We start from the raw sequence: 26,012 nt of genomic DNA on the forward strand, positions 1-26,012 counted from the left end.
CTGACGCACCGCCAGGTGCGGGGGTGCCGGCTGCGCCGTCACCGTGCGTTGGTGTCCCGAGGCTGCGCCTCGGGGCCCGGCTGCGCCGGGCAGGGGCGTAGCCCATTCGCCTGCGGCGAATTCACGGGCAGGCTTTAGCCCCTGACGGGGCAGCACCTGAGGGGCGGTCGGCACGGGCCTGCGGCCCGGTCGCTCGGGTGCGTTGACGATGTGACGCGAATTTCGGGTACAGGGCCCCTCCCCCGGGGCCGTCCCCGCCGTTGACGATATGACGCAAAATCCCGGTAGCACCCCCTCCCCCTCCCTACGGTCGGGCAGCGTTCACGATGTGACGCGAATTCCCGGAACAAGGCCTCCCCCGACGAGAAGGAGGTACCCGGCCGAGCACCCGTTGACGATATGGCGTAAATCCCCGGTGCAGCGTCACACCCCGGGGCCGGAGGCCCCTCGGCCTCTCCCCCGGTCCGAACCGACGGCCCGGACGAGGACACGGTGAACCTTGCGCCGCACATTCTCGGAAGGGCCCCTCCACCGCCCTTGCCCGGCCCGGAACGGCAGGCACCACCCCGTACGGCACCACCAGGGCCGTGCAGGGACCTCCCAGCCCCTCCCAGCGGCCCAGCGGGCCGCAACCCCCACACCAGGCCGACGGCCCGGCCCAGCACCGCCCCGGGCAAGGCAACGCGACCCAGCACCGGACCGACGGCCCAGCCCCCCGGACACCCTCCCCCGGGCCGACGGCCCGGCCAGACAGCCAGGACAGCCCTACGGCGGCAGGACGGCCACTGGCACCCCCAGCAGGCGGACCTGGGCCGCCGGACGCCCGCAACACCCAGAAGCCGGCCACCCCCCAGGGGTGACCGCCCAACACCAGCCCACCACCACAAGCAAGAGCATCACGACCAGTATCGCCGGAGGCCCAGCGAACCGCCCCACCCGCACCGCCACCCCACCGGGGGGCGGCAACCCAAAACCAACAGCACGCCGCAGGCGCAAACCCCAACCGACCAACAGCCAACTACCCAAAAGCAAAAGGAAAGGGGTTGTCGGAATTTCCGACCCCGCACATACGGCCTCTGAGCTGCGAAGTTACCCCGGGAGGGCGAATACCGATGTGCTCATTAAGCACCCGACAAGGCACCCCAAGAGGTTGCCGACAAGGCACCCCACAAGACTGCTCACAAGACACAGGGTCGAGGCGGCGTGAGGAGACACGCCCAGATCAGGAGCCTTGCCACTTCCCTTCCGTGGCTCAGGCATGATACTGTTGTCTTGTTGGAACGGGGCAGGCACTCCGGCCCGACACCCTTCGAACCACTCCCGAGACAACGGAGACGCCGATGACCGCTCAAGCACTTCCGCCGGAGCTGCTGATCGACGCAATGCTGATCGAGGCCGAGTACCAGGGCGCGCGGGAAGCCCTTACCGACCTGCTCAACCGGCGGAGGAGTGCGCTGTACAAGCTGTGGAGCTCCTGCAAGAACCCCAGCCTCATTGCGGCAAATCTGCCTACGACGATCAAGAAGGAAACCGTTGAGGCCGCCGTTGTGAAGCTGGCCCCGCCTCAGGATTTCGAGCTTCTGGAATTGTTCGAAATCGCCCACGCGTGACCGAACCGCCGGGCAGTAAATGGCATTACCGCCCGGCAAAACCCCTTCCGAACCAAACCACAAAGAAAGCCAAGGAGCTGAAATGTCCGCCACCGTCACCAAGGGCAGCACCAAGAACCACCGGGGCGAGTTCGAGTTCATGTACGTCAGTGCCATTCGCGGCGTGGGCGAGAAGGTCGAGCGAGTCATCCCGGGGGCGTCGGAGTGGATGCTCTCCGTCGCGACGCAGGCCGACGGCTACGGGGAGGTCGTGGAATTCTGGGAGGTTATCGGCCAGGAACTCCGGGACGACACGATCAAGCGCCGGGGGAAGCGCAAGGCCCGGCAATTGGCCAAGGCCCGAGAGGCATTCGCCACCCTGGTTTCGGCGGTTGAGTCCGCCGCAGTCGGCGAGATGGAGAAGGCCGCCCGTTCGGCTCAGCGCGCGTGGTCGCTCGGTTGGGCCGGGGTGAACTAAACCCCTCCGGCGTGACGTAACGCCAATATAGTTTTCTGGTTGCCGGGGCGGTGTCCCGCCCCGGCAACCGCCCCCACACAGAACCCGCCCCGAAAGGACATCCCCGTCATGACCGTTAACAGCGCGCCGACCACCCCCGCGAGCGCCTACCGCTGCCTTGAGTGTCGCCGTGAGCTGACCGCCGAGGATCTCGAACTAGACCCGGGGGAAATTTGGGTCGTCAGCAGGACCGGCATTCTCGGATTTGTTATCGACCCCGTCGAATCAATTCGAGAAATGTCTATTGCGACTGACGCATACTTGGGCGCGGAGGGTGATTCATTGGATGAATTGGAGGCTTTGCGGAGTTTCCATGATGCCGCTTTCAGGCTTCAGGGTGCACTGAGAGCGGGTGTCCCCTATCCGATCATGGAAACGTGACGCTGCGCCACGCCTCCAATCGTGCTCAAAGCATGATACTGTTCTCTTGTTGGTGAGGCGAGAGGTACAGCCCACCGACTCCCTTCGAGCCAGAATCACGGAAGGTCACACGGATGACGAGCATGACGGAGCTGTTTGGCGAGCCGATCCACCAGTTCACCCGGGCCGACGCCCTACAGGCGGGCGAACTGGTGGAGGTCCCCCAGGACCTTGCCCAGCAGGCCGGCTGGCGGTGGCCGGTGGCGCTGACCCGCGCCGCGTGGGGTGACTGCGTTGCGTGGAGCAGCGAGGACGACGCGAGGCACCCCGGGCACGGGCAGTCGGAGACCGGGCGACTGTGGGACGTGCTCCGGATGGCGTTCTACGCGGTGCGCAGCGCCAACCCGGGCGTTCGGGCGGTCCCGTTCGAGGTTCTGCGGATTCCGGCGGAGGGCCCCAGCCGGGCGACCCGGGCGAGGCTGGCCGTTCACTGCGGCCCCGGGGACAGCGGGGAGCCTGTGATCACGATCATGCAGCCGGAGGAGAGCTGACCCCGAGGGCCCGCCCCGTAGGTGGCGGGGCCCACCGGTCACCCTCGCTTCACATCGTGCCCATGGCATGATATAGTTCTCTTGTTGGTCGGGGGCGGCACCCCCGGCCACCCCTTCCGAACCAGCGATCACCCGGAGGAACCGATGTCCCGGACCGACAACACCCGCCCCAAGGCGCTGGCGCGCCAGGACCGCCCCTGGCTGCCGGTCGGCGCGCTGTCCGGCAGCCGCCGCAAGCCGGCCCAGCGGGCGGCCCACAAGCAGGACCGCCGCGCGTTGCGGCTGGCCCTGCGGCAGGGGTGGGAGCCGCCGCTGCCGCAGCGGCGGCGCGTGGACTGGGACGTCCACTAGCCAGCCCACGCCGGTCCCGCCGCCGGAGCGCGGCGGGACCGGAGCCCGGCCCGCTTCACACCCTTCGAACCACGCCAAGGAGAACCGATGTCGAACACCCCCACCACCGACCAGGCCGCCGACCCGACCACGCTGCTCCCCGAACTCCCCGACCCGACGGGCGGGGACGGGTACGACTGGATGGAGCTGGTCGCGGAGGACGCCAGCGGCTGGCGGGTCGTATCCGGGCTGCAGGACGGTCGGCTGCTCGGCGAGTGGCCGTACATCATCGTGACCGTCTACCGCGACAAGGAGCAGGGCCTGTACGGGGTCGGCACCTACACCGAGGGCGACATCGAGGTGAAGGGCTTCACCGACCGCGCGGAGTACCTGGCGGCGCTCCTGTCGCACGCCGAGGAGGACTGACGGGCGTAGCCACGGTGTCGGGCGGCCGATTCCCACTCGACACCGTGGCTGAAGTCTGATAGAGTTCTCTTATTGGCGGGCGGGCGCCCCGGCCCAACACCCCCGAACCAACCCGAGACCAGCGATCCATACCGTCAGGAGACTCCAGGTGACCCCTTCGTCCCGCGTCAAGATCAACCTCGGCACCAACAACACGCCCACTTCCCGCGTCAAGATCAACCTCGGCACCGGTAACACGCCGCGCACCATCCCCGAGCGCCTGCGCAAGGTGGCCGACGACCTGGAATCCGGACGGCCGGCCGACGCGGCCGCACTGCGCAGTGTCGTCGAGGATCTCGACGCGGCACTGCGGGCGGACCGTCGAGCCGAGGCGGGCGCACCGCAGGCCAAGCCCGGCCGCAGCTGAGCGAGGGTCGGACCCCGGGGCGGTGCCCCGGGGTCCGACCCGACGTGCGGCCGGAGCGGAAGGCGGGGGAAGGGGCGGCTCAAACCCCTCCCAATCATGCCAAAGACATGATATAGTTCTCTTGTTGGGACGGAGTGGGAACTCCGGCCCGCCCCCTTCGGATCAGCCCCACAGGAAGGCACACGATGCGCACGATCACCGTTCACCCGGAAGCCGCCGCCGCTCTCGCCCCGCTCGCGTTCGGGGAGTTCACCGCCACCGTCTGGGAGGACGGCGGATACCTGGCCGGGTGGCAGTACACCGTGCCCGGCTGCGCCTGCCTGGTGACCCTGTGGCCGGAGAACATGTTCAACGAGCCCGAGGCCCCGGACGAGTTCAGCCCGGTCGGCCCGTGGTCGTACATCGGCCGGTTCGACGTCGCCACCGCGGAGGGGCGCCGCAACCCCGGCGACTGGACCAACCCCGCCAACCGGGACGACCACCCGACCCCGCACCACGCCCTGTCCGAGGGCCTGGACGAGCACCGCGCGGTGTGCGCCGAGTTCCGCCAGGCCATCACCCGGTGCCTGGAGTGCGGCGACGCCAAGCAGGAACACGGCCACCCGGACAGCTTCCTGGGCTGCGACGACTTCCGCCCCGGCCGGGAGCCCGGCCGTCGCGACTGGGAGATCCGGCGCGAGGAGCGCGGCCTGTGGGTTCCCCGCGACTGAACCACCCCGCCGGGGCGGCGGATGGCACCGCCGCCCCGGCCCGCAGCGCCAGCGCTGCGCCCTTCGAATCAGCACCCCACCAAGGAAGGACCACACCATGGCCAGGACCAAGGTCGCTGCCGAGCCGATCGCCGAGCCGACCAGGACCAGCGGTATCGAGTACTTCGAGTTTTTCGCGTCCCAGCTGATCGTCGACCCGTTCAACCACCGCCAGGGCAACATCGCGCCTCCGTCCAAGCAGCTGAAGGCCAGCGTCGCCGAGGTCGGCGTTCGGGAGGCCGTCGGCGTCCGCAGGCAGGCCGACGGCACGTGGGGCGTCTTCAAGGGCCGCCGGCGTCTGCTCGCCGCCCAGGAGGCCGCCGACAAGGCCAAGGCCAAGGGCATCGACCCCAAGACCCTCCCGCCGGTGCCCGCGCTGGTCCACCACGACCTGACCGACGCGGACGACGAGACCCTGCTGCTCTCCCTGCTGGAGAACCAGTTCCGCGAGAACGCCACCAAGGCCGACGAGCTGCAGGTGGCCGAGCAGCTGGCCCTCATGGACGTGCCCGAGGCACGCCGCCGACGCCACGCCAAGGTCCTGGGGGTCTCGGCGGCCCAGCTCAGGGCCGCCAAGGGCGCGGCGCAGCTGAGCGAGGCCGACCGGGTCAACGCGCTGCACGCTGACTTCGACTGGGTCGAGATGGACCAGTGGCAGCAGGTCGGCGGCGGGTGGTCGGACTTCCAGCGGCTCAAGGACGCCAAGAAGCGGGATCTTGCGTCGGGCAAGGCCGGGAACGGCGAGTGGCGGCAGACTCTCCAGGCGATCAAGGACGAGCAGGCCGAGGCGAAGAAGCGGCAGGCCGTCGCGGACGAGCTGCGCGAAGCCGGGGTGGCGGTGATCAGCTTCCCCTGGCGCTGGGTGGGCAACACCGCCCAGCCGCTCGCCCACCTCCTCACCGCGTTGGGCAAGCCGCTGACGAGGGAGGTGCACGCCCAGGTGTGCCCGAGCCACGGCGCGACGGTCGACCCGGACACGCTGGAGGTGGTCTACGTGTGCACCAACTGGCACGCCGAGGGTCATCTGCCCACCGAGGAGTTCGCCAAGGAACTGGAGGAGGCGGGGCGGACCCCGGTCGACCCCGAGGCTGAGAAGGCGAAGGCGAAGGCGAAGCGCGAGGGCACCGCCGCGTGGCGCTCGGCCCGGACCGTCCGTCAGGAGGTGCTGCGCGCAGCGATCGCGGGCAAGAACCTGCCGGAGGCCGCCGACGCGCTGACCGAGCGAACGGTCATGGGCCACGCGAAGTGGTGGTTCAAGTCGGTGGCGTCCGGCCGGACCGAGGTGGCGGCCTTCCTGCTGGGCGTGCCGGACCCGAATGAGGGGCGCAGCCAGTGGGAGCGGGCGGAGGACCCGTTCGTGGAGTTGATCGCCGCCGGTCCGAAGACGCGCCGCAGGCACCGCATGTTCGCCCGGGTGGTCGCCGCGATCGAGTACTACGTCATGGGCGACAAGGAGTGGCTGGAGCCGACCGAGGACATGGTCACCTACCTGCGGTTCCTGGAGGAGACGTTCGACTACACGCTGTCGGAGTGCGAGCGCCGGGCGGTCGAGGCTTACGAGGCCAAGGCGAAGCAGGACGACGAGGACGCCGGTGGCGAGTCGGCCGACGCCGACGACCAGGGCGACGACGACGGCGGATCGGCAGGGGAGAGCGGCCCCGCGCCGGAGGCGCAGCCCGAGGCCGCGCCCGAGCCGCAGGCGCAGCCCGCCCAGGAGGGCGCGGCGGGCGAGGAGACCGGGGTCCCGGACGGGCCCGAGACGGAGCAGCAGCCGACCGGGGACATCGCGCCGCAGGGCTGACAGCACGGCCGGGGGCGGGGGTCGCGGACGCGGCTCCCCGCCCCCGGACCGACCGGAGAGGAGAGGGACGTGGAGAGGGCCGAGGAGGTAGCCGGCGACCTGTTCGCCGCGCTGCTGAAGGAGACCGCCGAGTGGGCCGACAGCTCCGAGCAGGGATGGGCGGAAGGACTCTGGGAGATGCCGCCCGCCGAAGCGCTCGCGGCCATGGAGGAGTCGAACTGTCTGCCTGGCCAGCTGGCCGGTCCCGCCGCCGCCGCGCTGCGCTTCCTGGTCCCGCACGTCTATGACGTCCCGGGGTGACCGGTGCGGATGGCCCGGGAGAACGAACGGCGGTCCGCCCCGCCATAAGGCGGGACCCCCCGTCGAGCTGACGGCAGGCTGGCGCGGACCGCCATCGGCGGCAGGTTTCGACGCTGCCGCTCCCTTCGAACCAGTACTCACAAGGAGACCGGATCGAGGCTTCAGGATAGCGCGGCGGCTGGTTGGTCCGTGACGGGTGGATCACGCTTGCATGCGTGGCAGTAAGCTGATATAGTTCTCTTGTTGGAGCGGGGCGGCACCCCGAGCCCACCACCTTCGAGCCAGAACCCAGGGAGAACCCGATGGAACCCACCCACCGCGACGCGGACGAGCGCGAACCGGAGTGCACCGGCTGCTACGGGACGGGCCGCGTCGACATCTACCACCCCTCCACCGATGGCCTGATCGGCAGCGCGCCCTGCACCCCGGAGTGCCAGCAGAACGCGGCCGAGGGCAGGGCCCTCGCCCGCGCGGCGCGGGGGCTCGCCGACGCCGAATGGGCCGCGAAGGTGGCGGCCGGGACCGAACCGCCGTTCTGACCAACCCTGCGGCCGGGGCACACCGCCCCAGCCGCGCACGCCCCCACCCGACCGCACCCAGGAAGATCCGATGAACGATCCGGCAGCGACTACACCCACCGAGCCCACCGCCGAGAACGGCCGGCCCGACTGGAGGGCCCTCCCCGCGCACGCTTTCACCGCTGCGCCGCGCGCCACGCAGGTCTCCCTGTTCGCCATCGGGGACGACCCGTTCGGCACCCCGTCGCTACTCGACGACGCACAGCCGCTGTTCTGACTGCACGCCCCGCCCCACGGCCCGGCCGCCCCGACGGCCGGGCCGTGGGGGCACCCACCTCGAACCGAAGAAGGGACCGACATGGAGATTGCACACCGCTGGGAGGCGCTCGCCGAGGAGTTCGCCGCGCTCGGCCAGCAGGTTGCCGACGCCCTGAACGCCCTCGACCCCGAGCGGCGCGGCTGGACCCACCACCGGGAGAACAACGCCTACGGCTCGGTCGGACTCGAGCACCCGGAAGGCTGGAAGCTGCACATCTGGCGGGAGAAGGCGCACTGCAAGGGCGCAGCCGGCCAGCGGCTGACAATCCAGGGCATCGTGCCGAGCGAGTACCGGGGACGGGCGAAGCACCGGATCACGGTCGCGGGTGACCGCGCGCCCCGGGACATCGCGCGCGACATCGCGCGGCGCCTGCTCCCGGACTACCGGGACACGGCGGCCCAGGCTTTCGAGCACCGCGACCAGGAGCAGGCCGCCACCCGGGCCCGAGTGGCGGCGTTCGCCCAGCTGCGCACGGCCCTGCCCGCGCTGAGCACCGGAGCGAGCAGCGTCGAGAGCGGGTATGGGCTGTTCTACCGGGGGTACGCCCGGGTGGCCGACGGTCGCGGGGGCACCCGCAGGAGCGAGCACGGCGCCCTCGCCTCCGGGACGGTGCGGCTGTCGTTCGACGGGTCGACCGGTTCCATCAAGGCGGACGAGGTGCCGTTGGAGTTGCTGGTGGAGTTCCTGGCGCGGCTCAACGCTGACCGCCAGGCGCTGACCGGGACGGTCATGCCGCGCGAGCTGGAGAGTGCTCTGCGTGAGTTGGGCTGGCAGCCGCGCGTCGTCCCGGGCGAGGTGGTCACCGGGGAGCCGTCGGGCAGTGGGGAGCAGCGGCGGGCGCTGCCCGCCGCCGGGGTCGAAGGGGACTGACTCACGCTTGCCAGCGTGGTCATGCGCTGATATAGTTCTCTTGTTGGCAACGGGAGCACCTTCCACCGGAGGAACCACATGAACTTGAAACGCGGATACGCCTGGGGGATCGGTGACGACGAGTACCTGCTGATCCCCGGCTCGGCCTGGGAGCGGCCCCCGCTGGCCGGCGATCCGCAGGAGGCCGTCCGGCCGGACCACCCGCGCGTGGACACCCTGGCGCTCGTGGAGCGGTTCTGGCACGGGGGCGTGAGCGGCGACGGCTACGTGCACCGCATCGTCGAGGTCGTTCCGACCACCTGACCACCCGCACCCCGCGGGGGCGGCGGCAGGCACCGCCGCCCCCGGTCCCTTCGAACCACACCGACCTGGAGCCCCGATGCAGCTCTCCCTCCTTCTCGCCAGCCCCGGACGTCCGACAGTCCGGATCGGCCCCTTCGACACCAAGGTCGCCGCCGATCAGTTCCGCTGCGGTCTGGGCGGCCAGCTCCACGCCACGCCCCACCCGGAGGGCCTGACCATGGCCCTCGCCCCGTTCGACCCCCTTGAGCCGCACCTGGCCGCCTCCCTGCCCCAAGAGGCCCGGGAACTGGTGATGCTGCTGCTGGACCACCCCGCGGAGACCTTCCCCCAGCTCTACACCCGGCTGAGGGCCGAACGCGGGCCCGACGACGCGGAATACATCTGGGAAGAGGTGCAGGCGATGGCCGCCGACTTCTGCAAGGCCCGCCCCGACGGCGCTCCCGGCCCCTGGTGCGCTCTGCCCGTCGACCACCCGTCGGTCGTGCACGTGGACCGCCACGGATACGGCTGGGGGAACGGCTCCGAGTACCCGCGCACGGCCGTGGTGCTCCTGGCCGACCGGCTCACCTGACAGGCCGGTGCCCGCACCGGGCACAGCCCGCATCAACACCTGCCCGGGCGGCGGCTGGCCCCGCCGCCCCGGGCCCCCTTCGAACCGGATTCCGAACCGAGGAGACACCACCGTGCGCACTCACCAGCCCACCGCCGCCGACCGGGCCCGCAAGATGGTCACCGCCGCCCTGCTGAAGGCCGAGCTGCGCCCGACGTCCCTCCACCCGGAGGAGCCGTGGCGGGGCCGCACCACCGGGTTCCTGGTGCGGGGCGACGAGAAGGCCGTGACGGTCAGCCGGCACCCGCTGCCGCTGGACCGCCAGGCCCGCGACACCTACCACCGCGCGGTCTACGCCGGTTCGGTGGCAACCAACAGCGCATGGCGGTACGAGGACGGCCCCGAGGGCTCCCTGGTGGTGCGTCCGGGCGTCTGGGGGTGGGGCGGGCCGATGACCACGCTCGGCCCGCTGACCGCCCTGGCCGACGAGGAGCTGGAGACGGCGCTCACCGGCGAGGCGTTCGAGGTGTGGGCGGACACCGCGACCGGGCGCACCGTCGTCCCGGTGGGCAACTCCCGGGTGACGACGCTGGCCATGCTCCGGCGTGACCTGGAGAACGGGCGCACGGTGGCCGTCGACGCCCAGGGCGTGATCACGGTCGACGTTCGCGGCTTCCGGGGTGACCCGTACCGCGTGTACGTCAATGCCGTCCCCGCCGCGTGGGTCGGCGGCCTGTGCGCGGCATGCGGCTGCACCCGGCGCGAGCACGGCGACCTCTACAAGCCGCTGTGCTGCGACGAGTTCCGGCGCTGACCTGCCCACGGGTGGCGGGCCCCCGGCCCGCCGCCCCACCCCGCCGCCGAGGCCGCGGCGAGAACGAGCACCCATCACCGGAAGGGATCGGACAGCCGTGACCGAAGCGGAGCTGACTGCCGAACAGAGGACCCTGGCGCAGCAGCGGGCGCGGGTCCCGCGCTCGCTGCGCCAGCTGCGCGGTTTCGTGGACCGGTTGGCCGGCCTGCCGGAGCGCAGCGCGTACGACGCCTATCTGCTGGAGTGCCTGCGCGCGGTCCTGCTGGAGCAGGAGGTGAATTCCGCCGTCTCGGGGCGCTCGCTCCACCCCGGGCTGCGCATCGAGGGCAACGCCTGGCCGGAGGCGGACCCCGCAACCCGGTTCAGCGTGGCGCTGACCGGGGGCCGGGGGCGCCTGCTGAAGCGAGGGTTCCCGACGGCGCACGCGGCCCGCTGCGCCGCGGTCCGGCTGGCCGATGCCGCCGACTGGCGTCTGCCGACGGCGGAGTTCGGGGCGCAGCACCACACCGCCGTGCTGGCCGAGGAGGCCGGGCCCGAGTGACGGCCCCCGCCGTGCGACCGGGGCCCGGTTGGGCCGGTCGGGTGAATGGCGAGAGAGGCGCGGAATTCCAGCCCAATCATGCTCGAAATCTGATATAGTTCTCTTGTTGGCAGGTGGTGGGGGTGGCACCCCACCACCGAGCCGACACCCCTTCGAACCACCAGCACCAGGAGGCATCCCATGCAGCACCGCGACGACAACGAGCGCGCCATCCCGACGATCCCCGGCCCCCGGCGCAGCCGCGAGAACTCCCGCTCCGGCGGCGCGGCGAAGCCGCCGGCCACGCCGGGGCGCATCCCGGGCCAGCGCGGCCGGGACAACCGCGAGAACTGACCGGCGAGCACCTCCGGGGCGGTGGCCGACACCGCCGCCCCGACCCACCGCACCCACCACACCAGAGACAGGACCGGAACCATGCCGACGACCACCCCGCTCCCCGCCCAGCAGACCGCCGACCTGCTCCGCATCGCGCTCGACGCCGCCCCGCTCATCGCCGCCGCCACGGCGCAGCTGCCGACCCGCCGCGGAACCATGGTCGCGTTCGCCTTCGACAGCGACGGCGTACAAGCCGTGTTCGCGCAGGAGCTGACCACCTCGGAGTGGGGCGCGGCCCTGACGATCATCGGCAGGGAGTTCGAGGCCGCAGGCTGGGGCTCCAGCTACAGCGGCCGGTCGGCCCACCTGATCCACCCGCTGCACCTGACCAGGCACGGCGGGCCCGGGCGCGGTCCGTCCACCCTTACGTCCGCGCTGGCCACCGACGGGGGCGACGCGGTGGGCCGCGCGCTGGACGCGGCGGGCCACGACCGCCAAGCCGCCGCGTGGCGCGCGGCCGTCCACCCGGAAGCCCTCGCGCCCTCCGGTCAGAACGGCTGATTCACGACAGCGATCGTGACTTATATCTGATCTAGTTCTCTTGTTGCGCCGGACGGGTCACCCGCCGGGTGCAGCGCACCGGGTGGCATCTTCCACACCCAACTTCCGCGGGGCGACCCACGCCAGCACCGCCGCCCCGCCCCCGACACCCGCCGCACCATCCCGCGCGGCTCACCGAACCGGAGGTTCACCATGTCCGTCCCCGCCATGAACACCACCGCCACCACCGCGTGCAACAACTGCGGCCACCGCCGCTGGACGCTGCACTTCACCGCCAGCACGCGCAGCCCGGCCGCCGGGGCAGTCCTGGTCGCCGTGCCCGCGCCGCCCGCCCTGGAACTCGTGGTCACCTGCTGCACCTGCGGCGGCTGGCTCGACGAGAAGGACCCCGTCCACGCCGCCCTCTACGCGCTGCTCGTCGACCGCTTCGCCCCGCACCGGCCCACCCGGGCCGTACGCCTGCGCCGTCTGCTGCGCCGCCGCACCGGGGCCCGGGCGTGAGAGGCGACCCCACCAAGCGCGGCGGAGGCCCGGAGCCGCCACCCGCAGCCCGGAGCAGCGCGGCGGCGCACAACGCCTTCGCCGCCCTGCTGACCCGCTCCGGCATCCCCGCCCGAGCCGTCCACCTGGGCGACGACTGGTCCGTCGGCGTCAGCCTGACCATCGACGGCCAGCCGCGCGACCTGTACCTGCGGCTGGACGCCCGCGGCGGCGTCCTGTGGCAGATCGAGGGCCCGGACGGCTTGTGTGCCTGCGGGAGCTGGCCGCCTGCCACGACCGCCGGGAAGAACCTGGCGCGGCTGCGCCGGGCGATCCAGCGGCGCGGCGCGGCCGTCGGCCACCCCGCCCCCGTTCCCGGACCGGCCGCCCCCGGCTGCTCCGGCCACCACCAGCGAGAGGACCGAACCACCATGACCCGAACCACCGCCCCCGGCGCGGGCGCAGCGACCCCCGCGGCGCACCCCGCCCTGCTCGCCGCCCGGGCCGTCCTGCACCGGGCGGGTCTGCGCTCCGAGCTGGAAGTGGGGCCGGTCGTCGCCCAGCTCGTGATCCCGGGCGCGCACGAGACGCTGGTCCGGGTCGACGTCGTGACCGACCCGGAGGACGAGGGCCGGGAGTCCAGCGCACTGCGCGCCGTGCTGGTGAACGCGCTGGGCGAGCAGCGGGTGCTGTACGACGCCCGGACGATCCCCATGCCGGTCGGCTTCTGCCGGACGGACGGCCCGGCCGACACCCACCGCCTGACCAAGGCGGTGCTGACCGAACTGGTCCGGGAGGCGCTGGAGGACGACGCGGTGGCCGAAGGCGTCGAGGACTTCACCGTCACGGCGCACCCGCCCGCCGACCACCGGCTGCACCACGACATCGCCCTGCCCGCCGACTGCCACCAGGCCGCCGTACGCTCGGCGCTGGCCGCGCTGCGGTCGGCCGGCTGGCGCGTGCACCAGGTCGCGGCCGGTACCGACGGGCGGCCGGTCCTGCGCTTCGGCAATCCCGTCGGTCCGGGTGCGCCGTTCAGCAACCTGGGCAAGGTCGACCAGGCGCTGTGGGCGGTCGGGTTCGATCGGGTGCGCTACGGCAGCCAGGTGGGCGGGTACTCGCTCGGCTACCACGGGGACCACGGCGTCTATGTCGGCACGCACGGGCCCGGCGCGGGGAGCCCGGAAGGCGAGGAGCTGATCGAGGACCTGACCGAAGCCCTGCTGGGCACGGGCGACTGGCGAGTGGAGCGGGCGGAGCACGGCGCCCTGGTGGTGACGGCAGTCCCGACGGCGGAGGGGGAGATCCGGACCTACGCGGTGCAGGTGAACCTGGACTTCCCCGCCCGGTCGCCGGAGGAGGCCGCCCGGCTGGCCTACGAGCATCTGGCGGAGCACGGGCCGGGCGAGGTCGAGGTGTTCGAGACGGACGCGGTGGACCGGAGGTGGTCCATCACGGTTGCAAACGTGGATGAGAGCTGATATAGTTGTCTTGTTGGTGAGGCCGGGAGGCCGATCCACTCCCTTCGAACCGCTCCGATTCCCAGGAGGAACCGTGAACAGCAAGACGACCCCCACCCCCGAGCTCAAGACCTACGGCGTGATGTGGAGCCGCGACTTCACCGCGACGTCGCCGGAGGACGCGGCAGAGCAGGCGGCTCGGTGGGTGGCGCAGGGCGGGCTCGGCGATGAGGTCGAGGTCACCGACGAGTCCGGCAACGGGTGCTGGGTGCCGGTCCCGGACCTGGACTGACCCAAAGTCAGCCCACCCGGGGGCGCGGCCCACGAGGCCGCGCCCCCTCCGAACCGCCACCCACCCAGGAGAGACCGTGCCCCGCACCCAGACCCCGCAGACCGAGAACGAGCAGCTGGCCGCCTACCCGGCCACCATCCAGCAGGCCATCCGGTTTGAAGCCCAGACCTGGTTCTACGACGACATCGGCTCGGCGATCGACATGTACGAGTCGCACAGGCAGTGGGCTCTCATCCTCACTCCGGAGCAGCGCAGGTTCCACAAGTCGGGGGCCTGGTTCGCGAACCAGAACCTCAAGTGCGCAGCGATCGGCGAGGTGCAGCGGGAGCTGGAAGACCCGACCGACTGACCGCACCGGGGCGGCCCGCCGCGGCGGGCCGCCAGCCCCAGCCCCTGAGCCACCGGCACCGAACCACCTCGACCTAGGAGCCCTTCGTGAGCACCACCACGACCACCACCCTGGCCTACCGCATCGGCGACGCGGACGCCGAGTGCCGACACCCCGTGATCATCGGCGACGACACCGAGAACCCCCTGGTGATCGGCCGGGCCTCCCGGTGGCACCGCAACTGGCTGGTCACGATGACCGGCGCCGACGGCAGCGAGATCGAGCACAACCTGAAGCGCCCCGCCAAGGGCGACAAGGGCGTGCACATGGCCGCCGCCTTCCTCGCCGAGCGGTACGCCGCCGGAGCCATCATGGCCATCCCGCTGGCCGAGGCCCAGGCCCAGGCCCCGCTGCCGATCGGCCCGGTCCCGCTGCTGCACCCGCGGATGGCGGTCAAGGAGCGCAACGACCGCAACATCGCCAGCGCCTTGAAGGCGTTCGCCGGGCTGGCCGAGCACCACTGGCGGCCCTACGGAGGCTTCCCCGGCGCGGACAACCCCTGGTTCGTCGGCTGCGAGCTGTGCGGCTGGACCGGGCCGAAGTACTGGAGCCACCTGCGCGGCCGGAACGGCAACCCGCCCAGCATCACCCGCCACCTGGGCACGTGCGTCGACGAGGACAAGATCCGCGAGCTGATCCCCGCCTACCAGCAGCAGTAACCACGCACCCCGGCACCGGGCCCGGAACACCTCCGGGCCCGGCCCTGCCCCACGCCCGACCACCAGGCCCGGCCGCGCACCGCCGGCGGGCCTCCACCCTTCCCGACCCACCCGGGCCGGGCCCACCCCGGGCCCGGCGCACCGAACCCGGCCCACCGGCCGAACCGACCGACAGGAGCAGGCCGTGAGCCAGCACCGCGAGAACGTCACCTGGCAGACCGCCGAGAACGGCCCCTGGACCATCGGCTTCTGGGACTTCCACCTCCCCTGGGACGAGGAGGACGAGGAGTGGGGGGTCGAGTACGGGGAGACCTTCGGCTGGGTGTCCGCCGGACACCTGACCCCCGACGCGGCCATGGACGCCTACACCGCCCAGCACCCCAACCCCGGCGGAGGAACGGTCACCGCCTGGAGCGCGGAGAACGCGCAGGAGATCGCCGAGCTCAACGCCCTGGCCGCCCGGCACACCGAGGGCCCCGGCAACCCGCCCGGCTGGTAACAGCTCCGGTTCACCCCTCCCGCCCACCGACGAACGGATATCCCGTGCCCCAGTACACACCGCCCACCGGCCCCCGCCTGATCTCCGCTCAGGACACCTTCGACATGTACGGCACCGAGCCCCCGCCGGGCGACTGGCCGTACCGGCTCGACCAGTTCCAGACCGTCTACGGCCCCGGCGACTGGTCGTTCCACCGGCGCCTCCAGCGCACCGAGTGGCACCCGACCAACCCTCTGATCACGCACCAGGTGGACACCGGAGCGACCGAGCCGGTCAGGGTCCGCCTGTCGCCCGACCCGGGAGGGTCCTGGTACGGCCGAAACCACTACGTCACCCTGGGCCCGGTCGGCGGCGACGTCCACGCCGACCTGACGCTCTACGTCGCCCGTCAGGGCATGGGCGCAATGGTGCGCCGCGCGACCCTGGTCCTGGCCCCCCGGTCCGGCACCGTGGCCGTGCCGGATGGCTGCCCGCCGCTGCTGCGCCCGCAGGCCGAGGAGAGGGGCCGACGGCTGCTCGCCTTCCTCGCCGAGGCATGCAAGGAGCGCGACGCCGGGGCCGCACAGCCACGCCAGGTTCTCCACTCCCTGCTGCGAAAAGACGACTCCGACGTGCCTTAAGTATGATATAGTTCTTCTGTTGGTTCGGGGTGGCGGCACCACCCCGAACCAGCCCCCTTCGAACCGCACGAGCAGAGGACACTCCATGACCGAGGAACAGGCCCCCGACGGGACCTCACAGGTGCCGCCCGAGCGCTTCCACCGGTGCGACGACACCTGCCGCCCGATCCCGGGGACGCCGTCCGGTGACGGCGACGCCACCGGCGGCGGCCCCTACCTCCCCGGCTCCGCCATCGAGGGGGCCTGGTGAGCACCTCCGGACTGCCGAGCCCGCGGAACTTCTTCCTCACCCTGGCCGCCGAGCACATCCCGACCGGGCCCGGGGAGCGACAGGAAGTCGAAGGAGGAGGAGGAAGCACATGGCACGCCGAGTGATCTCCGGTCAGGGCGCCTTCGACCTGGCCGAACTGCGTCCAGAGGTCCCAGACCTGGCGTCATACCGGTGGATCATCGCGAACGTCAGCGGAGGCAAAGACTCGCAGGCGATGCTCGCCGAGCTGATGCTCCACGCCACCGCAGCCGGCGTCGCGGACCGGATCGTGGTGGTGCACGCCGACCTCGGGGTGGTCGAGTGGCCCGGGGTGCGGGAGCTGGCCGCCGAGCACGCCGCGCACTACGGGCTGCGGTTCGAGGTCGTGCAGCGGGTCGGCTCCAACCTCATCGAGCGCGTCGAAGAGCGCGGCATGTGGCCTTCGGCCGACAACAGGTGGTGTACATCGGATTTTAAGCGCGGGCCGATCCGGAAGCTGTTCACCATGCTGGTGAACGAGGCCCGGGCCGCCGGCCACGTCGGCGTGGTGCGCATCCTCAACGTCATGGGCCTGCGCGCGGACGAGAGCGCTGCCCGCCGAAAGCTCGTCCCTCTCGCCCACGACGGCTCGAAGACCTGCCCGTGCTCAGAGTGCCAGCGGCGCCGGAAGGCCACCGAGACCGCCAAGGCCGCCGGAATCACGCCGAAGAAGATCCCAGCTGGCGACCGGATGCAGCATGGCGCGTCGAACACCCTGCGGTGGGTGGACACCTGGCTGCCGATCCACTCGTGGTCAACAGCCGACGTCTGGGCGGCGATCTTCGTCGCGGGCACCCGCCCGCACCCCGCCTACAAGTCCGGAATGCCCAGATTGTCCTGCGTCTTCTGGGGCGCTCGTACGGGCCGCCCAGTTGCAGCCCGCCCTGGCCGCCCGCTACGCCCTGGCCGAGAAGCTGACCGGCCACCGCTTCCGCCTGGACGTGAGCATGGCCGAGATCATCGAAGAGGCCGCGCGGACGCCGGCGCCGGAGGCCGGAATCGTGATGGCCTGCTGGGACGGGTGAACACCCGCATCACCGAAGAGGGCCGACAGCAGCTGCGCACCTGGACCGCGTAAATCACCCCACGAAGTGAGCAGGGCATGATATAGTTCTCTTATTGGCGGGTGGAGGGGGTGGCTCCCCCTCCACCCGCCAACACCCCTTCGAACCAGCAGCGGCCCCGGCCGCAGAACGGAGCCCCCGTGAACCAGCCCATCCCCGCCGAAGTCACCGCGACCCCCTCCCGGCCGAGCGTCTTCCCCCCGAGGATGATCAACGGCTGCGAGGTCATCGCCGTCGTCGCCGGAGCCAGCATCATCGAGCACCCGCAGGGGTTCATGGTGTACCGGGGCTTCCGGATCGGAGTCCGCAAGACCATCGAGGGCGCCACCGCGCTGGCGGAGAAGAACGCCCCGGCCACGACGACGGAGGCCGAGACCCTGGCCTGGTGCCAGCAGCGCGCACACGCGCTGATCACCTATCACCCGCAGCTCGACATGTCGTACTGCCGCTGCGGCGAGCGCCAGGTGCCCGGCGAGCAGCCGATGGACTGGCGGGCGAAGCGGGAGGTCTTCCACTCCTGTCCGCCGGACGGGCCGTGCCGCTGCTACCTGACGTGAGACCGGGTCGGCCCCCGGCCGCGCCCCTCCCGGGGCGGCCGGGGGCCGACCACCAGCCACGGACTTTCGTCGACGAAACCGGCCGGGGCACGACCGCCCCACCTCCCCCCTTCGAACCAGCCGGCGGCCGAGCGGCCCCGGAGAGGAGCACCCGTGTCCGAATTCCCGCGCGCCCGGATCGCGGAACTCGTCGCCCTGCTGGGCGCACCGTGGCGAATGGACAACTGCCCGTACAACATGGACGACGAGCGACAGTTCGTCACGGACGGCCGCGGCCGGGGCTTCTGGCTGCGTATCGACCGCAGGCAGCTTGAGCGGGGGCCGGCGAAGCCGCACGGCTACCGCGTGAACGCCTGGGGCCGCTACCCGCAGATCCCGGGCCACTTCTTCACCGACAAGGGTCGCCCCGAGATCGGGTTCGACCTGTCGCGCCCGCTGACGACCCTGGCCAAGGACATGCGGCGGCGGTTCCTGCCGCAGTTCGAGGCCGCGTACTCCCGGGCCGTGGACGAGCTCCACGCCCGGACCTCCGCCGCCGAGAAGCGCGCGGCGGTGGCCAGGGCCCTACTGGACCGCTTCCCGCAGAAGGGTTGGGAGGGGGAGGTGCGCCCCGGGGTACACCGGGTGTGCGTCGACCTGGAGCCGCACCCGGGGGCGAGCGCCGATCTGGAGATCAGGCAGGCCGGCGAGCTGGTGGACGTCCAGCTGCGCAACGTCGACCCGAGAGACCTCGACGTGCTGTGGGCGCTGTTCGAGCAGCGACAGGCCGAGCGGATCGCCGCGGCGTACGGCTCGCCCGCCTCCGTGGATCTGACCACGCTCGACATCGTGAGCACAGCATGATATAGTTCTCTTGTTGAGCCGGGGGCGGCGGCACCGCCCCCGGCACCACACCCCTTCGAACCAAGTCCGATCCGAGGAGCTGACCATGTCGCGCAGCACCGCCCCCACCGCCGAGCCCCAGACCACCCCCGCCGAGCACGCGCCCGAGCCGCCCCGGCCGACGTACGCGGTGCTGAACGCGGTGATCACCGACGGCGAGGGCGGGGAGGAGGTGCTGCGCCTGGCAATGCCGTCCGAGCCGTTCGGCACCGCCGCCTGGCAGATGTGGACCGTCGGCCTCTACCTCGCCCGTCTGCACCGCCACCAGGTGCAGCCCAGCGCGGCAACCCTGCGCGCCCACCTGACGTCCGGCGTAGTGCCGTTCCCCACGCCGACGATCAGGTTTCCGTACGGGCTGCTGCACGACTCCCGCCCGACGCTGATCCTCGACCTGGAGCTCGGCCCGCTGGACGCCAGCGGCTGGCCGAAGACCTCCCTGGTCGTGGTCGAACAGGAGGTCAAGCCCCTCGGCTGGACCCACGTCCGGCGCTTCCGCACCCTGCGGGCCACTGCGAAGGCCGTCCGGGAGGAGCTCGACGACGAGTGCTCGCGACTGGCCGGGAAGAAGAAGGAGCAGCGGGATCTGTTCGAGCTGGCGGACAAGCTCTGCCAGCAGGCTGGAACGATCCAGCAGCGGGCGCTGGAGAGCGCGTCCCCGCTGCTCGGTGGGGCGGTCCGGGAGGGCATGCACGCCGAAGAGGAGGAGCGGGAGCGGCTGCTGCTGGAGCTGGAGGAGTTCTGCGGGCAGGACGCCCCGCTGCCCGAGGAGGCGGCGTCGCCGGTGCAGACCGTCACCGGGCACCTTGAGCGGGCCGCGGAGGCGCTGGCGGACGGTACCGCCCGGCTGCACGTCCGGCTGGCCGGAGCGTGCGGCACGGCGTCCTGGCGTGCAGACCGGCCCTCCGTGGTGATCTGCACCGCCCGGGGCGCGGCGGCCCGGGGGGCGCTCGCGCTCAGGCCGGGGACGGCCGTGATCGTGGTCGGACGAGCCGGCACGGCCACCTACCAGCACGAGGGGGACATCCGGCGACGGTCCGACACCTTCGAAGTGCTCCACATCGGCGTGGATCTCCCGCCGAGCCACCCGGCCGTGACGGCCTGACGCCCAATCAGGAGAATGGAGAATCAGGAGCGATGAGCACCCGTATCCCGCGCAATGCCACGAAGGTCTACTACGCCACCGAGAGCGTGTTCCGAGACGGCGGCCGATTCGCTGGCCGAGAGCAGAAGTCCACCACCTTCCGCGAGGCCAAGCAGTTCCTGGACGACCTCGGCGCCCCGGGGTCCGTCGCGGTGTGGACGGCCCGCAGCAACCTCACCAACTCCTACGCCGACCGCAGTGCCGACGGCACCTGGACCACTGTGGACCGGCTGACCGGCAACCGGGTGCCGCTCCCCGAGGCGCCGTTCACCAGCGCCCGCCTCCGCCAGACGAAGCGTCACGCGCCCGATCAGGGCTGACCCCGATCACTCTTCCCGGCCGGTGCGGCACCGCCCGCACCGGCCCCCAGGAGCGGCCGACGCCGCGCACAAAGCCCACCGATCCGAAACGGGAGCACCGTGAACACCACCGACATGACCGACGCCGTCGCCCTCGACGGCCGCGACACCGAGTACCTCGCCGCGTTCTGCTCCGGCGCCCTGATGGAGGCGGTGTGGTGGGAGGCGCGGCCCGCCGCCGGCGACCCGGACGCCGCCCCGGGCCGGGAGTGGGAGGACGTCGAAGTCCTCGACCTCACCCTGAAGAGCCTGCCTGCCGAGCAGGGCAGGCAGCTGCTCGCCGCCGCCGTCCGGTTCATCGACGACCACCCGGAGCTCGCCGCCTTCGACCTCGATCCGGTGGACGTGGGCAGCGCCTGGTGGTTGGCCCACCGCGGTCCCGACGGCATGCCCGGGCTCGACTTCCGGACCTTCAAGGCCATCCCCCCGGAACTGCGAGACCGCATGAACGACCACGGCCGCCAGCACCCGCTCCAGTTCGGCTCCGTGGAGCTGGACGAGGCCACTGTCCGGTCTCAGTGAAGGTGGACCATGTCGGCTCTGTGACCAGCGGTGTTCCAGATTGACTGAGACGGGCTGCGGGCTGTCGTCTCAGTCAATCTGATGCCTGAGCGCCCTGCCTCGTCTCGCGCTCGGCAGTGAAGTCGTCGAGGAGCTGGAAGAGGACCTTGATCGCATGATCCTCGTCCTCGGGCGGCAGGTCCGAGATGTTGTCCCAGCCGTGTGGGAGCGCGAGGTGCAGGACCTGGCCGGGCCATGCGTGACTGCACTCGCGGCTTCGGCGGGCGACGAGCCAGTCGTGCCAGCCAGCGAGCCCTTGTCCGCCGTGACGGATGGCGTGCTGGTCATAGCCGGTCAGGAAGGCGGTCAGCAGGTGGAAGGAGGTCCTGCCGACGAACATGCCGGGACGTTGGCCGACGCAGGCGAAGTATTCACGTTCGCTCATCTCCGAGAGCTGTTTCATGCTTCCACCCCGGCTGGCCATGGTCAGGAGCCGTCGTTGGCGGAGTGGAGAACGGCCTCGGCGATTTCGCGTACGCGTTCCCGGGTGATGCCGGTCCTCTGCTCGACGGCGAGGGGATGGTCGGTGGGTTCGAGCTCGATGAGGGGCCGCTGACCGATGGGCCTCGTGCGGAGGTTGGTCTTCAGGTTGATGGTGCTGGGCGCATAGATGGGAAGCTCGGTGGTCAGCCAGCCGAAGTACGGCTTCTCGGATTCGCGCCCTGGTGTGTCCCAGAGGTCTGCGGCGCGGGAGAAGTTCTCGCGGCTCAGGGACACCCAGACGCCCCAGGAGAACACATCGCTGCTGCCGATGACCGGTATCTCGATGAGCCCCTTGACGAAGTAGTGCTGCGCTTCGATGACGCACCGATCCGACGAGAGCAGGCAGTCAGGGGCGCCGGCGAAGCTCGGGTCCCAGACATAGGGGGCCGTTGCCGAGTAGTTCATCGGCAGCTCTGCGTGGTGCTCGCCGCAGCACGAGCAGGTGAATCCGGGATCACTGGTCATGGGCGGAAGCCTAATGATCAGATCCGACAGCCGTCGGGCCGCCTGTTCTGCTTTCAGACGGGGTGAGTCGGGTCGACGTCGAGTACGTTCGCGACTCTCAGCAGGCGGGCGTGGGCTTCCATCCGTTTGACGAGGTTGACGAGGGCGTATCGCAGCCAAGGTCCGGTGGTGGAACGCGGCTCGTAGTCGAGGGGGATGAGGCGGTCGAATTCGGCGGAGATCCGTTCCCTGGCCTGGTCGGGCGAGGATTGCGTGAGTCCGCGGAGGATCGGTGAGGACGCCAGGGCCATGAGCTTGGCGATCTGCGGGTAGCGGGCGGCTTTCCGGAACCTGTAGTGGCGGTCGGTGTGTGCAGGGACGCCGTGCCGCGGGGGTTCCATGCGGTTGGCCTCGGAGAGGCGGTTCAGCAGCACGTCGGCTTCATTGCGGACCAGGGCCCGCCGGTCCAGATCGCTGAAGAAGCGGATGCACCACTCGTAACACTCAGTGGTGAACAGCTCTCCGTACTTTCTTTCCAGCCGGTTGACGAGCAGTTGAGCTTCGACGACCTCGGGAACGGGGGCCAGGTCGACCTGCTGGTCGATGAAGCCGACGCCGTCCTTGAGCCAGATGCCGTGGCGCAGGCAGATGTTGTCGTAGGGGGTGCGGAGGAAGACGTGGGCCTCCTTCCGTCCGCCGGCCCTCCAGACGCAGCAGCGGCAGGCGAAACGGGTGCTGACCAGTCGGAGACGAAAGGGCGGGGCGATCTGCGGATCGTACTTCCGCAGTTCTGGGACGGCCCAGACCAGGCTGTTGCGGGGCTGGCCGGTGAGGAGCTCTTCCCCGAGAACGAGGTCGAGGAAGTCGAGGTAGCCCATCGTGGTGTCGTCGGCCCGGTGGGCGAAGGAGTCCAGTTCCGTGACGAGATGCGGCAGGCCGAGCTTGGCGGCGGCGGTGCGGATGCGCTTGGTGACCAGCTCGCTCAACGGAAGTCCTTCGTCATGTCGGGGATAGCGGTGGTGAAGGGGCGGGTGCCGGTGAGCTGGTCGTAGACCGACAGCGGGCGCCGGCCGACCTCGACCTGGGCGGCAGTCCGGTTCAGCAGAGCCCGCAGCGGGCCCAACTCCTCATCCGGACCCGCCTCTTGCCGGGGGCGGACCAGAGTGGGATCGCCGGTGGTGACCCGGCGCGTGTGGCCGTCGGGCAGGCCGTCCCAGTGGGTTTCGTCCACGACCCGGGCGCCTCTGCCAACTGCCCTCGGGTGGACGGCCAGCAGGGTATTGCCCTCGATGTCGGGGACGGTGGAGTGCAGGGTGACGGTCGCCGCCGAGGCCCGGATCTCGACGAGTTGGTGATGGCGGACCTTGCGGGCCGGCACGGAGTAGAGGTTGGCGTCGAAGGCGACCAGGCAGTCCTTGCCGACGGGCCGCAGGTGCCGCTTGGTGACCATGTAGGGGGTGGGCGGCAGTGGGCGCAACGCCAGGTGGTCGCGGACAGCTCGGACTCCGATCACCTCGCCGTGGGTGCGGTGCGTGCGGGAACGTCGCATCGGCACCCAGGCCGTGAACGCCGCGTCCAGCTCCTCGATGGAGGAGAACGCGCGGCCGGCCAGGACGTGGTCGCGGACGATGGCGACCTGGCGCTCGACGCGGCCCTTGGCCATCGGCCGGTAGGCGGCCAGCACGTCGATGTCGAAGTCGTAGTGCCCGGCGAAGGCGACCGCCTCCGGATGCAGGGGCACTGCCTGGCCGGGGGCGACGTGGCGGCGGACCACGGTCTTGGTGCGGTCGTAGACGATTGCCCCTGGGACGCCGCCGAAGTGCGCAAACGCCCGGCGGTGGCAGTCGAAGAACGTCGCGATGTCCAAGCTGGTGGTGAAGCAGCAGAACGGGTCGCGCGAGTAGGACAGGACCATGTGGAAGGAGTAGACCTTCGCGATGCCCATGTGGGTGAGAATCCGCCCCTCGTCGCCCCAGTCGACCTGGGCCTGGGCGCCGGGGACGACCTCGAACCGGCGGTGCAGGCCCGCGAGTTCACCTGGGCCGATCCCCAGCTCGGCAGCGATCCTTGGACGGGCTTCCTGCAGGTAGAGCTTGACGCGCTGGTAGTTGCCGGTGAAGCCGTACTCCTTGACCAGCCGCTCGTGGACCACCGTGCCCTTGATCAGGATCTCTGCCCGCAAGCACGCATCGATCACCGGCGCGACGTCCAGCACAACCTGTCGCCGGGCACCCTTGCGCGTGCTCTCGCGTGGCGGCCCCGGGGACAGCTGATCGGACAGGTACTTGCGGACCGTGCGGCGGTTCAGCCCGGTCTCCCGGGAGGTCTCCCTCACGTACTGGTGGATCAGGCGCTCGCGGTCCTTGGCGGTCAGCTTCGAGCGGTGCAGCGTCTCCGCGCGGACCGCGAACAGGGCCTCCCGCACCGCGGGCGAGATCCGGCGCCCCGTCGCCTCCCGCAGCCACCGGTCGTCCGCCACCCCGATCGCGCCGAACCGGCGCCGGGCCTGGTCCCAGCGGATCAGCGTGCGGTAGCTCACCCGGTCCAGTCCCAGCGCCCTGGCCCCGGCCGGATCGGCTCCGACGGCCTGCCGCAGCTCCTGGGCCTTGTGCTGCCGGCGCTGGGTCAGGGTCGTGACGCCGGGGTCGTAGCCGGGGCGCGGTTCTCCCGGCGCGGCCCGCAGCGCGTCACCGCTGCGGTAGCCGGTCTCCACCTCCAGCAGGTGCTCCAGCCGTAGCGCGACCAGCGTGCGCCGCTCCGGCGGGAGGTCCGCGAGCGCCTTCGGCTGACGGCCTCGACTGGCCGCCGGAAGGTCCGCCCGGGTGCGTGTGGAGGGACGGCAGTCCGGATGGTGCATCAACTCCCGCACCGAGGTGGCCCACCGGTCGGCGTCCCGCAGCAGGGTCACCCGCCCCAACTGCGGCTCGACCGTGTCGACGGTCCACTCGCGTCCGTTCACGATCAGCTCGGTGCCGGGCGCGAGATCCCAGCAGGCCGTCGGCGCGCTCATCCGCCCGCCCCCGAACCGGCGACCTCGGCGCAGGCACGGCGGACCAGGCTCGCGTCGGTCAGCGGCGCCGACACATCGACGCCCAGCCGACGGTGCCACAGCAGGTGCACGGCGTGCGCGCGGGCGACGGCCGGCACGCTGCACCGCTCGACCAGCTCGCCGAAGGGCAGCGGCCCAGCCGAAGCCGCGCCGAGCAGCTCGCCCTGCAGGCCGAGCGGGTCAGTCAGTTGCCGCCGTCCTGCGGACAGCACGTCCACCAGCGCCAGCACGTTGTCCCGCCAGCCGGTCACCACGCCGTAGCGCCACCCCGCCGCCAGCGCCGCCTCGGCCGACGCGGCGAACTTCAGCGCGTCCTCGGGGCGGATCCGCCCCGCCGGCCGCACGTCCACCAGCCACGGCCCGGCCCCGGTCAGCAGCAGGAAGTCCGGGATGTGCTCCATCGAGCCGGCGGCCGTGTCGAACCGCAGCCTGAACGGCTGGGAGAGCGCCTCGGTCAGGCCCGCGGCGAAGTCCGCCACCAGGAGCAGGCTCTCCTCCTCGAAGCTCTCGAAGCCGTGGTGGCGCCCGGTGGACACCAGGTACTCCAGGCCCGGCCGATGCCACTGGCCGGTCCGCCAGGTGAAGCGCCGCACCGGCCGGCTCCGGACAATCTCCGCCTCCGCCTCGGCCAAGTCCCGGACCGGGTAGACCACGGGCGTCTGCCCGAAGCGCCAAGTCGTCGTCCACCTGCGCGTCCACTCCGGATCCAGAGCCAGCTCTCCGGCGCAATCATGGAAGCCGGCGTCCAGGCAGGCGAGACCCTCCAGCCCCTGTACGTCCGACCACCGGACCGTCAAAACCTCTGCCGCCCGCCCACCACGTAACGCCACGGCCGCCCCACCCTTCGCCCGGCCTCCTGATCAAGGAGAAACCTACGGTGAAGATCCCGATTTAGTGGCAGGTTCCCAACAAATTGGACGGGCTGGGGCCATCGTCCTCCTGCGCCGTGCTGTACGAGAGTGCCA

Annotated in this window: 39 protein-coding genes; 34 read left to right on the forward strand and 5 right to left on the reverse strand. The window is 71.3% G+C overall.

Annotated elements, in window-relative coordinates; genetic code table 11:
• Positions 1-1,340 precede the first annotated feature (1,340 nt).
• The 34 genes from ACIBEC_RS32800 (at position 1,341) to ACIBEC_RS32965 (ending at position 21,032) form a co-directional block, all read left to right on the forward strand.
• Positions 1,341-1,610, forward strand: a complete 270-nt coding sequence (locus ACIBEC_RS32800; RefSeq protein ID WP_360509962.1) for a hypothetical protein — start codon at positions 1,341-1,343, stop codon at positions 1,608-1,610.
• Between the two features lie 82 nt (positions 1,611-1,692).
• Positions 1,693-2,067 carry a hypothetical protein gene (locus tag ACIBEC_RS32805; RefSeq protein ID WP_360509961.1) on the forward strand — a complete coding sequence of 125 codons (375 nt, stop codon included), beginning with the start codon at positions 1,693-1,695 and terminating at the stop codon, positions 2,065-2,067.
• A gap of 108 nt (positions 2,068-2,175) precedes the next feature.
• Positions 2,176-2,487: a hypothetical protein gene (locus ACIBEC_RS32810; protein WP_360509960.1), complete on the forward strand. Its 312-nt coding sequence runs from the start codon at positions 2,176-2,178 to the stop codon at positions 2,485-2,487.
• Between the two features lie 122 nt (positions 2,488-2,609).
• Positions 2,610-3,017: a DUF6573 family protein gene (locus tag ACIBEC_RS32815; protein WP_360509959.1), complete on the forward strand. Its 408-nt coding sequence runs from the start codon at positions 2,610-2,612 to the stop codon at positions 3,015-3,017.
• A gap of 144 nt (positions 3,018-3,161) precedes the next feature.
• Positions 3,162-3,368, forward strand: a complete 207-nt coding sequence (locus ACIBEC_RS32820; protein ID WP_360509958.1) for a hypothetical protein — start codon at positions 3,162-3,164, stop codon at positions 3,366-3,368.
• 87 nt (positions 3,369-3,455) lie between these two features.
• Entirely contained in the window at positions 3,456-3,773 is a 318-nt protein-coding gene (locus tag ACIBEC_RS32825) for a hypothetical protein (RefSeq protein ID WP_360509957.1), read from the forward strand.
• Between the two features lie 148 nt (positions 3,774-3,921).
• Positions 3,922-4,179, forward strand: coding sequence for a hypothetical protein (locus tag ACIBEC_RS32830; protein ID WP_360509956.1), 258 nt, complete (start codon positions 3,922-3,924; stop codon positions 4,177-4,179).
• A gap of 185 nt (positions 4,180-4,364) precedes the next feature.
• A complete protein-coding gene (locus tag ACIBEC_RS32835) occupies positions 4,365-4,889 on the forward strand; it encodes a hypothetical protein (RefSeq protein ID WP_360509955.1) in 525 nt (174 codons plus the stop codon).
• 97 nt (positions 4,890-4,986) lie between these two features.
• Positions 4,987-6,729 (forward strand): ParB/RepB/Spo0J family partition protein, encoded by a 1,743-nt coding sequence (locus tag ACIBEC_RS32840; RefSeq protein ID WP_360509954.1) that lies wholly within the window; start codon positions 4,987-4,989, stop codon positions 6,727-6,729.
• Between the two features lie 69 nt (positions 6,730-6,798).
• On the forward strand, positions 6,799-7,029 hold the full coding sequence (locus ACIBEC_RS32845; RefSeq protein WP_360509953.1) for a hypothetical protein: 231 nt from the start codon (positions 6,799-6,801) through the stop codon (positions 7,027-7,029).
• Between the two features lie 302 nt (positions 7,030-7,331).
• The gene (locus ACIBEC_RS32850; protein WP_360509952.1) at positions 7,332-7,568 is read left to right on the forward strand and encodes a hypothetical protein; all 237 of its coding nucleotides are present in this window, start codon (positions 7,332-7,334) and stop codon (positions 7,566-7,568) included.
• 70 nt (positions 7,569-7,638) lie between these two features.
• Positions 7,639-7,824: a hypothetical protein gene (locus tag ACIBEC_RS32855; protein ID WP_360509951.1), complete on the forward strand. Its 186-nt coding sequence runs from the start codon at positions 7,639-7,641 to the stop codon at positions 7,822-7,824.
• Between the two features lie 81 nt (positions 7,825-7,905).
• A complete protein-coding gene (locus ACIBEC_RS32860) occupies positions 7,906-8,736 on the forward strand; it encodes a hypothetical protein (RefSeq protein ID WP_360509950.1) in 831 nt (276 codons plus the stop codon).
• 78 nt (positions 8,737-8,814) lie between these two features.
• Entirely contained in the window at positions 8,815-9,039 is a 225-nt protein-coding gene (locus tag ACIBEC_RS32865) for a hypothetical protein (RefSeq protein WP_360509949.1), read from the forward strand.
• A gap of 76 nt (positions 9,040-9,115) precedes the next feature.
• Entirely contained in the window at positions 9,116-9,610 is a 495-nt protein-coding gene (locus ACIBEC_RS32870) for a hypothetical protein (protein WP_360509948.1), read from the forward strand.
• 112 nt (positions 9,611-9,722) lie between these two features.
• A complete protein-coding gene (locus tag ACIBEC_RS32875) occupies positions 9,723-10,403 on the forward strand; it encodes a hypothetical protein (RefSeq protein WP_360509947.1) in 681 nt (226 codons plus the stop codon).
• A gap of 97 nt (positions 10,404-10,500) precedes the next feature.
• Positions 10,501-10,944, forward strand: a complete 444-nt coding sequence (locus ACIBEC_RS32880; RefSeq protein ID WP_360509946.1) for a hypothetical protein — start codon at positions 10,501-10,503, stop codon at positions 10,942-10,944.
• Positions 10,945-11,124: 180 nt separating this feature from the next.
• Positions 11,125-11,277: a hypothetical protein gene (locus tag ACIBEC_RS32885; RefSeq protein WP_360509945.1), complete on the forward strand. Its 153-nt coding sequence runs from the start codon at positions 11,125-11,127 to the stop codon at positions 11,275-11,277.
• 81 nt (positions 11,278-11,358) lie between these two features.
• Positions 11,359-11,820 (forward strand): hypothetical protein, encoded by a 462-nt coding sequence (locus tag ACIBEC_RS32890; protein ID WP_360509944.1) that lies wholly within the window; start codon positions 11,359-11,361, stop codon positions 11,818-11,820.
• 192 nt (positions 11,821-12,012) lie between these two features.
• Positions 12,013-12,321, forward strand: a complete 309-nt coding sequence (locus tag ACIBEC_RS32895) for a hypothetical protein (RefSeq protein ID WP_360509943.1) — start codon at positions 12,013-12,015, stop codon at positions 12,319-12,321.
• Positions 12,318-13,781, forward strand: a complete 1,464-nt coding sequence (locus tag ACIBEC_RS32900) for a hypothetical protein (RefSeq protein ID WP_360509942.1) — start codon at positions 12,318-12,320, stop codon at positions 13,779-13,781. The genes ACIBEC_RS32895 and ACIBEC_RS32900 overlap by 4 nt, the downstream gene beginning before the upstream one ends.
• Positions 13,782-13,854: 73 nt before the next feature.
• Entirely contained in the window at positions 13,855-14,052 is a 198-nt protein-coding gene (locus tag ACIBEC_RS32905; RefSeq protein ID WP_360509941.1) for a hypothetical protein, read from the forward strand.
• Between the two features lie 76 nt (positions 14,053-14,128).
• On the forward strand, positions 14,129-14,401 hold the full coding sequence (locus ACIBEC_RS32910) for a hypothetical protein (protein ID WP_360500738.1): 273 nt from the start codon (positions 14,129-14,131) through the stop codon (positions 14,399-14,401).
• Positions 14,402-14,487: 86 nt separating this feature from the next.
• Positions 14,488-15,099: a hypothetical protein gene (locus ACIBEC_RS32915; protein WP_360500740.1), complete on the forward strand. Its 612-nt coding sequence runs from the start codon at positions 14,488-14,490 to the stop codon at positions 15,097-15,099.
• 184 nt (positions 15,100-15,283) lie between these two features.
• Positions 15,284-15,598 (forward strand): hypothetical protein, encoded by a 315-nt coding sequence (locus tag ACIBEC_RS32920; RefSeq protein ID WP_360500743.1) that lies wholly within the window; start codon positions 15,284-15,286, stop codon positions 15,596-15,598.
• A 44-nt stretch (positions 15,599-15,642) separates the two neighbouring features.
• Positions 15,643-16,218, forward strand: a complete 576-nt coding sequence (locus tag ACIBEC_RS32925; protein ID WP_360500746.1) for a hypothetical protein — start codon at positions 15,643-15,645, stop codon at positions 16,216-16,218.
• 85 nt (positions 16,219-16,303) lie between these two features.
• Entirely contained in the window at positions 16,304-16,468 is a 165-nt protein-coding gene (locus tag ACIBEC_RS32930; RefSeq protein ID WP_360500748.1) for a hypothetical protein, read from the forward strand.
• A complete protein-coding gene (locus ACIBEC_RS32935) occupies positions 16,465-16,593 on the forward strand; it encodes a hypothetical protein (RefSeq protein ID WP_360500751.1) in 129 nt (42 codons plus the stop codon). The genes ACIBEC_RS32930 and ACIBEC_RS32935 overlap by 4 nt, the downstream gene beginning before the upstream one ends.
• Positions 16,578-17,585 (forward strand): phosphoadenosine phosphosulfate reductase family protein, encoded by a 1,008-nt coding sequence (locus ACIBEC_RS32940; protein WP_360500754.1) that lies wholly within the window; start codon positions 16,578-16,580, stop codon positions 17,583-17,585. The genes ACIBEC_RS32935 and ACIBEC_RS32940 overlap by 16 nt, the downstream gene beginning before the upstream one ends.
• 126 nt (positions 17,586-17,711) lie before the next feature.
• Positions 17,712-18,128, forward strand: a complete 417-nt coding sequence (locus tag ACIBEC_RS32945; protein WP_360500756.1) for a hypothetical protein — start codon at positions 17,712-17,714, stop codon at positions 18,126-18,128.
• A gap of 153 nt (positions 18,129-18,281) precedes the next feature.
• Positions 18,282-18,971 carry a hypothetical protein gene (locus tag ACIBEC_RS32950; protein WP_360500758.1) on the forward strand — a complete coding sequence of 230 codons (690 nt, stop codon included), beginning with the start codon at positions 18,282-18,284 and terminating at the stop codon, positions 18,969-18,971.
• A gap of 85 nt (positions 18,972-19,056) precedes the next feature.
• Positions 19,057-20,112 (forward strand): hypothetical protein, encoded by a 1,056-nt coding sequence (locus tag ACIBEC_RS32955; protein WP_360500760.1) that lies wholly within the window; start codon positions 19,057-19,059, stop codon positions 20,110-20,112.
• 32 nt (positions 20,113-20,144) lie between these two features.
• Positions 20,145-20,471 (forward strand): hypothetical protein, encoded by a 327-nt coding sequence (locus tag ACIBEC_RS32960; RefSeq protein ID WP_360500763.1) that lies wholly within the window; start codon positions 20,145-20,147, stop codon positions 20,469-20,471.
• Between the two features lie 99 nt (positions 20,472-20,570).
• A complete protein-coding gene (locus ACIBEC_RS32965; protein ID WP_360500766.1) occupies positions 20,571-21,032 on the forward strand; it encodes a hypothetical protein in 462 nt (153 codons plus the stop codon).
• Positions 21,033-21,105: 73 nt separating this feature from the next.
• On the opposite strand, the gene ACIBEC_RS32970 is transcribed toward ACIBEC_RS32965, so the two are convergent.
• The 5 genes from ACIBEC_RS32970 to ACIBEC_RS32990 form a co-directional block, all read right to left on the reverse strand.
• A complete protein-coding gene (locus ACIBEC_RS32970) occupies positions 21,106-21,474 on the reverse strand; it encodes a hypothetical protein (protein ID WP_360500769.1) in 369 nt (122 codons plus the stop codon).
• Positions 21,475-21,497: 23 nt separating this feature from the next.
• On the reverse strand, positions 21,498-21,959 hold the full coding sequence (locus ACIBEC_RS32975) for a DUF2199 domain-containing protein (protein WP_360501121.1): 462 nt from the start codon (positions 21,957-21,959) through the stop codon (positions 21,498-21,500).
• A 113-nt stretch (positions 21,960-22,072) separates the two neighbouring features.
• Positions 22,073-22,984 carry a hypothetical protein gene (locus ACIBEC_RS32980; RefSeq protein ID WP_360500771.1) on the reverse strand — a complete coding sequence of 304 codons (912 nt, stop codon included), beginning with the start codon at positions 22,982-22,984 and terminating at the stop codon, positions 22,073-22,075.
• Entirely contained in the window at positions 22,981-24,387 is a 1,407-nt protein-coding gene (gene istA / locus ACIBEC_RS32985) for an IS21 family transposase (RefSeq protein ID WP_360501124.1), read from the reverse strand. Before istA ends, ACIBEC_RS32980 begins: the two co-directional genes overlap by 4 nt.
• A 617-nt stretch (positions 24,388-25,004) precedes the next feature.
• The gene (locus ACIBEC_RS32990; RefSeq protein WP_396289575.1) at positions 25,005-25,877 is read right to left on the reverse strand and encodes a TnsA-like heteromeric transposase endonuclease subunit; all 873 of its coding nucleotides are present in this window, start codon (positions 25,875-25,877) and stop codon (positions 25,005-25,007) included.
• Between the last annotated feature and the right edge of the window lie 135 nt (positions 25,878-26,012).

It is taken from the genome of Kitasatospora sp. NPDC051164 (assembly GCF_044455625.1).
Classification (GTDB): Bacteria; Actinomycetota; Actinomycetes; order Streptomycetales; family Streptomycetaceae; genus Kitasatospora.

What these genes read in the sequence shown, in the direction of transcription:
- ACIBEC_RS32800 (WP_360509962.1), top strand. Translation starts at nt 1,341, where the DNA reads ATGACCGCTCAAGCACTTCCGCCGGAGCTGCTGATCGACGCAATGCTG.
- ACIBEC_RS32805 (WP_360509961.1), top strand. Translation starts at nt 1,693, where the DNA reads ATGTCCGCCACCGTCACCAAGGGCAGCACCAAGAACCACCGGGGCGAG.
- ACIBEC_RS32810 (WP_360509960.1), top strand. Translation starts at nt 2,176, where the DNA reads ATGACCGTTAACAGCGCGCCGACCACCCCCGCGAGCGCCTACCGCTGC.
- ACIBEC_RS32815 (WP_360509959.1), top strand. Translation starts at nt 2,610, where the DNA reads ATGACGGAGCTGTTTGGCGAGCCGATCCACCAGTTCACCCGGGCCGAC.
- ACIBEC_RS32820 (WP_360509958.1), top strand. Translation starts at nt 3,162, where the DNA reads ATGTCCCGGACCGACAACACCCGCCCCAAGGCGCTGGCGCGCCAGGAC.
- ACIBEC_RS32825 (WP_360509957.1), top strand. Translation starts at nt 3,456, where the DNA reads ATGTCGAACACCCCCACCACCGACCAGGCCGCCGACCCGACCACGCTG.
- ACIBEC_RS32835 (WP_360509955.1), top strand. Translation starts at nt 4,365, where the DNA reads ATGCGCACGATCACCGTTCACCCGGAAGCCGCCGCCGCTCTCGCCCCG.
- ACIBEC_RS32840 (WP_360509954.1), top strand. Translation starts at nt 4,987, where the DNA reads ATGGCCAGGACCAAGGTCGCTGCCGAGCCGATCGCCGAGCCGACCAGG.
- ACIBEC_RS32850 (WP_360509952.1), top strand. Translation starts at nt 7,332, where the DNA reads ATGGAACCCACCCACCGCGACGCGGACGAGCGCGAACCGGAGTGCACC.
- ACIBEC_RS32855 (WP_360509951.1), top strand. Translation starts at nt 7,639, where the DNA reads ATGAACGATCCGGCAGCGACTACACCCACCGAGCCCACCGCCGAGAAC.
- ACIBEC_RS32860 (WP_360509950.1), top strand. Translation starts at nt 7,906, where the DNA reads ATGGAGATTGCACACCGCTGGGAGGCGCTCGCCGAGGAGTTCGCCGCG.
- ACIBEC_RS32865 (WP_360509949.1), top strand. Translation starts at nt 8,815, where the DNA reads ATGAACTTGAAACGCGGATACGCCTGGGGGATCGGTGACGACGAGTAC.
- ACIBEC_RS32870 (WP_360509948.1), top strand. Translation starts at nt 9,116, where the DNA reads ATGCAGCTCTCCCTCCTTCTCGCCAGCCCCGGACGTCCGACAGTCCGG.
- ACIBEC_RS32885 (WP_360509945.1), top strand. Translation starts at nt 11,125, where the DNA reads ATGCAGCACCGCGACGACAACGAGCGCGCCATCCCGACGATCCCCGGC.
- ACIBEC_RS32890 (WP_360509944.1), top strand. Translation starts at nt 11,359, where the DNA reads ATGCCGACGACCACCCCGCTCCCCGCCCAGCAGACCGCCGACCTGCTC.
- ACIBEC_RS32895 (WP_360509943.1), top strand. Translation starts at nt 12,013, where the DNA reads ATGTCCGTCCCCGCCATGAACACCACCGCCACCACCGCGTGCAACAAC.
- ACIBEC_RS32930 (WP_360500748.1), top strand. Translation starts at nt 16,304, where the DNA reads ATGACCGAGGAACAGGCCCCCGACGGGACCTCACAGGTGCCGCCCGAG.
- ACIBEC_RS32940 (WP_360500754.1), top strand. Translation starts at nt 16,578, where the DNA reads ATGGCACGCCGAGTGATCTCCGGTCAGGGCGCCTTCGACCTGGCCGAA.
- ACIBEC_RS32955 (WP_360500760.1), top strand. Translation starts at nt 19,057, where the DNA reads ATGTCGCGCAGCACCGCCCCCACCGCCGAGCCCCAGACCACCCCCGCC.
- ACIBEC_RS32960 (WP_360500763.1), top strand. Translation starts at nt 20,145, where the DNA reads ATGAGCACCCGTATCCCGCGCAATGCCACGAAGGTCTACTACGCCACC.
- ACIBEC_RS32970 (WP_360500769.1), bottom strand. Translation starts at nt 21,474, where the DNA reads ATGAAACAGCTCTCGGAGATGAGCGAACGTGAATACTTCGCCTGCGTC.
- ACIBEC_RS32975 (WP_360501121.1), bottom strand. Translation starts at nt 21,959, where the DNA reads ATGAACTACTCGGCAACGGCCCCCTATGTCTGGGACCCGAGCTTCGCC.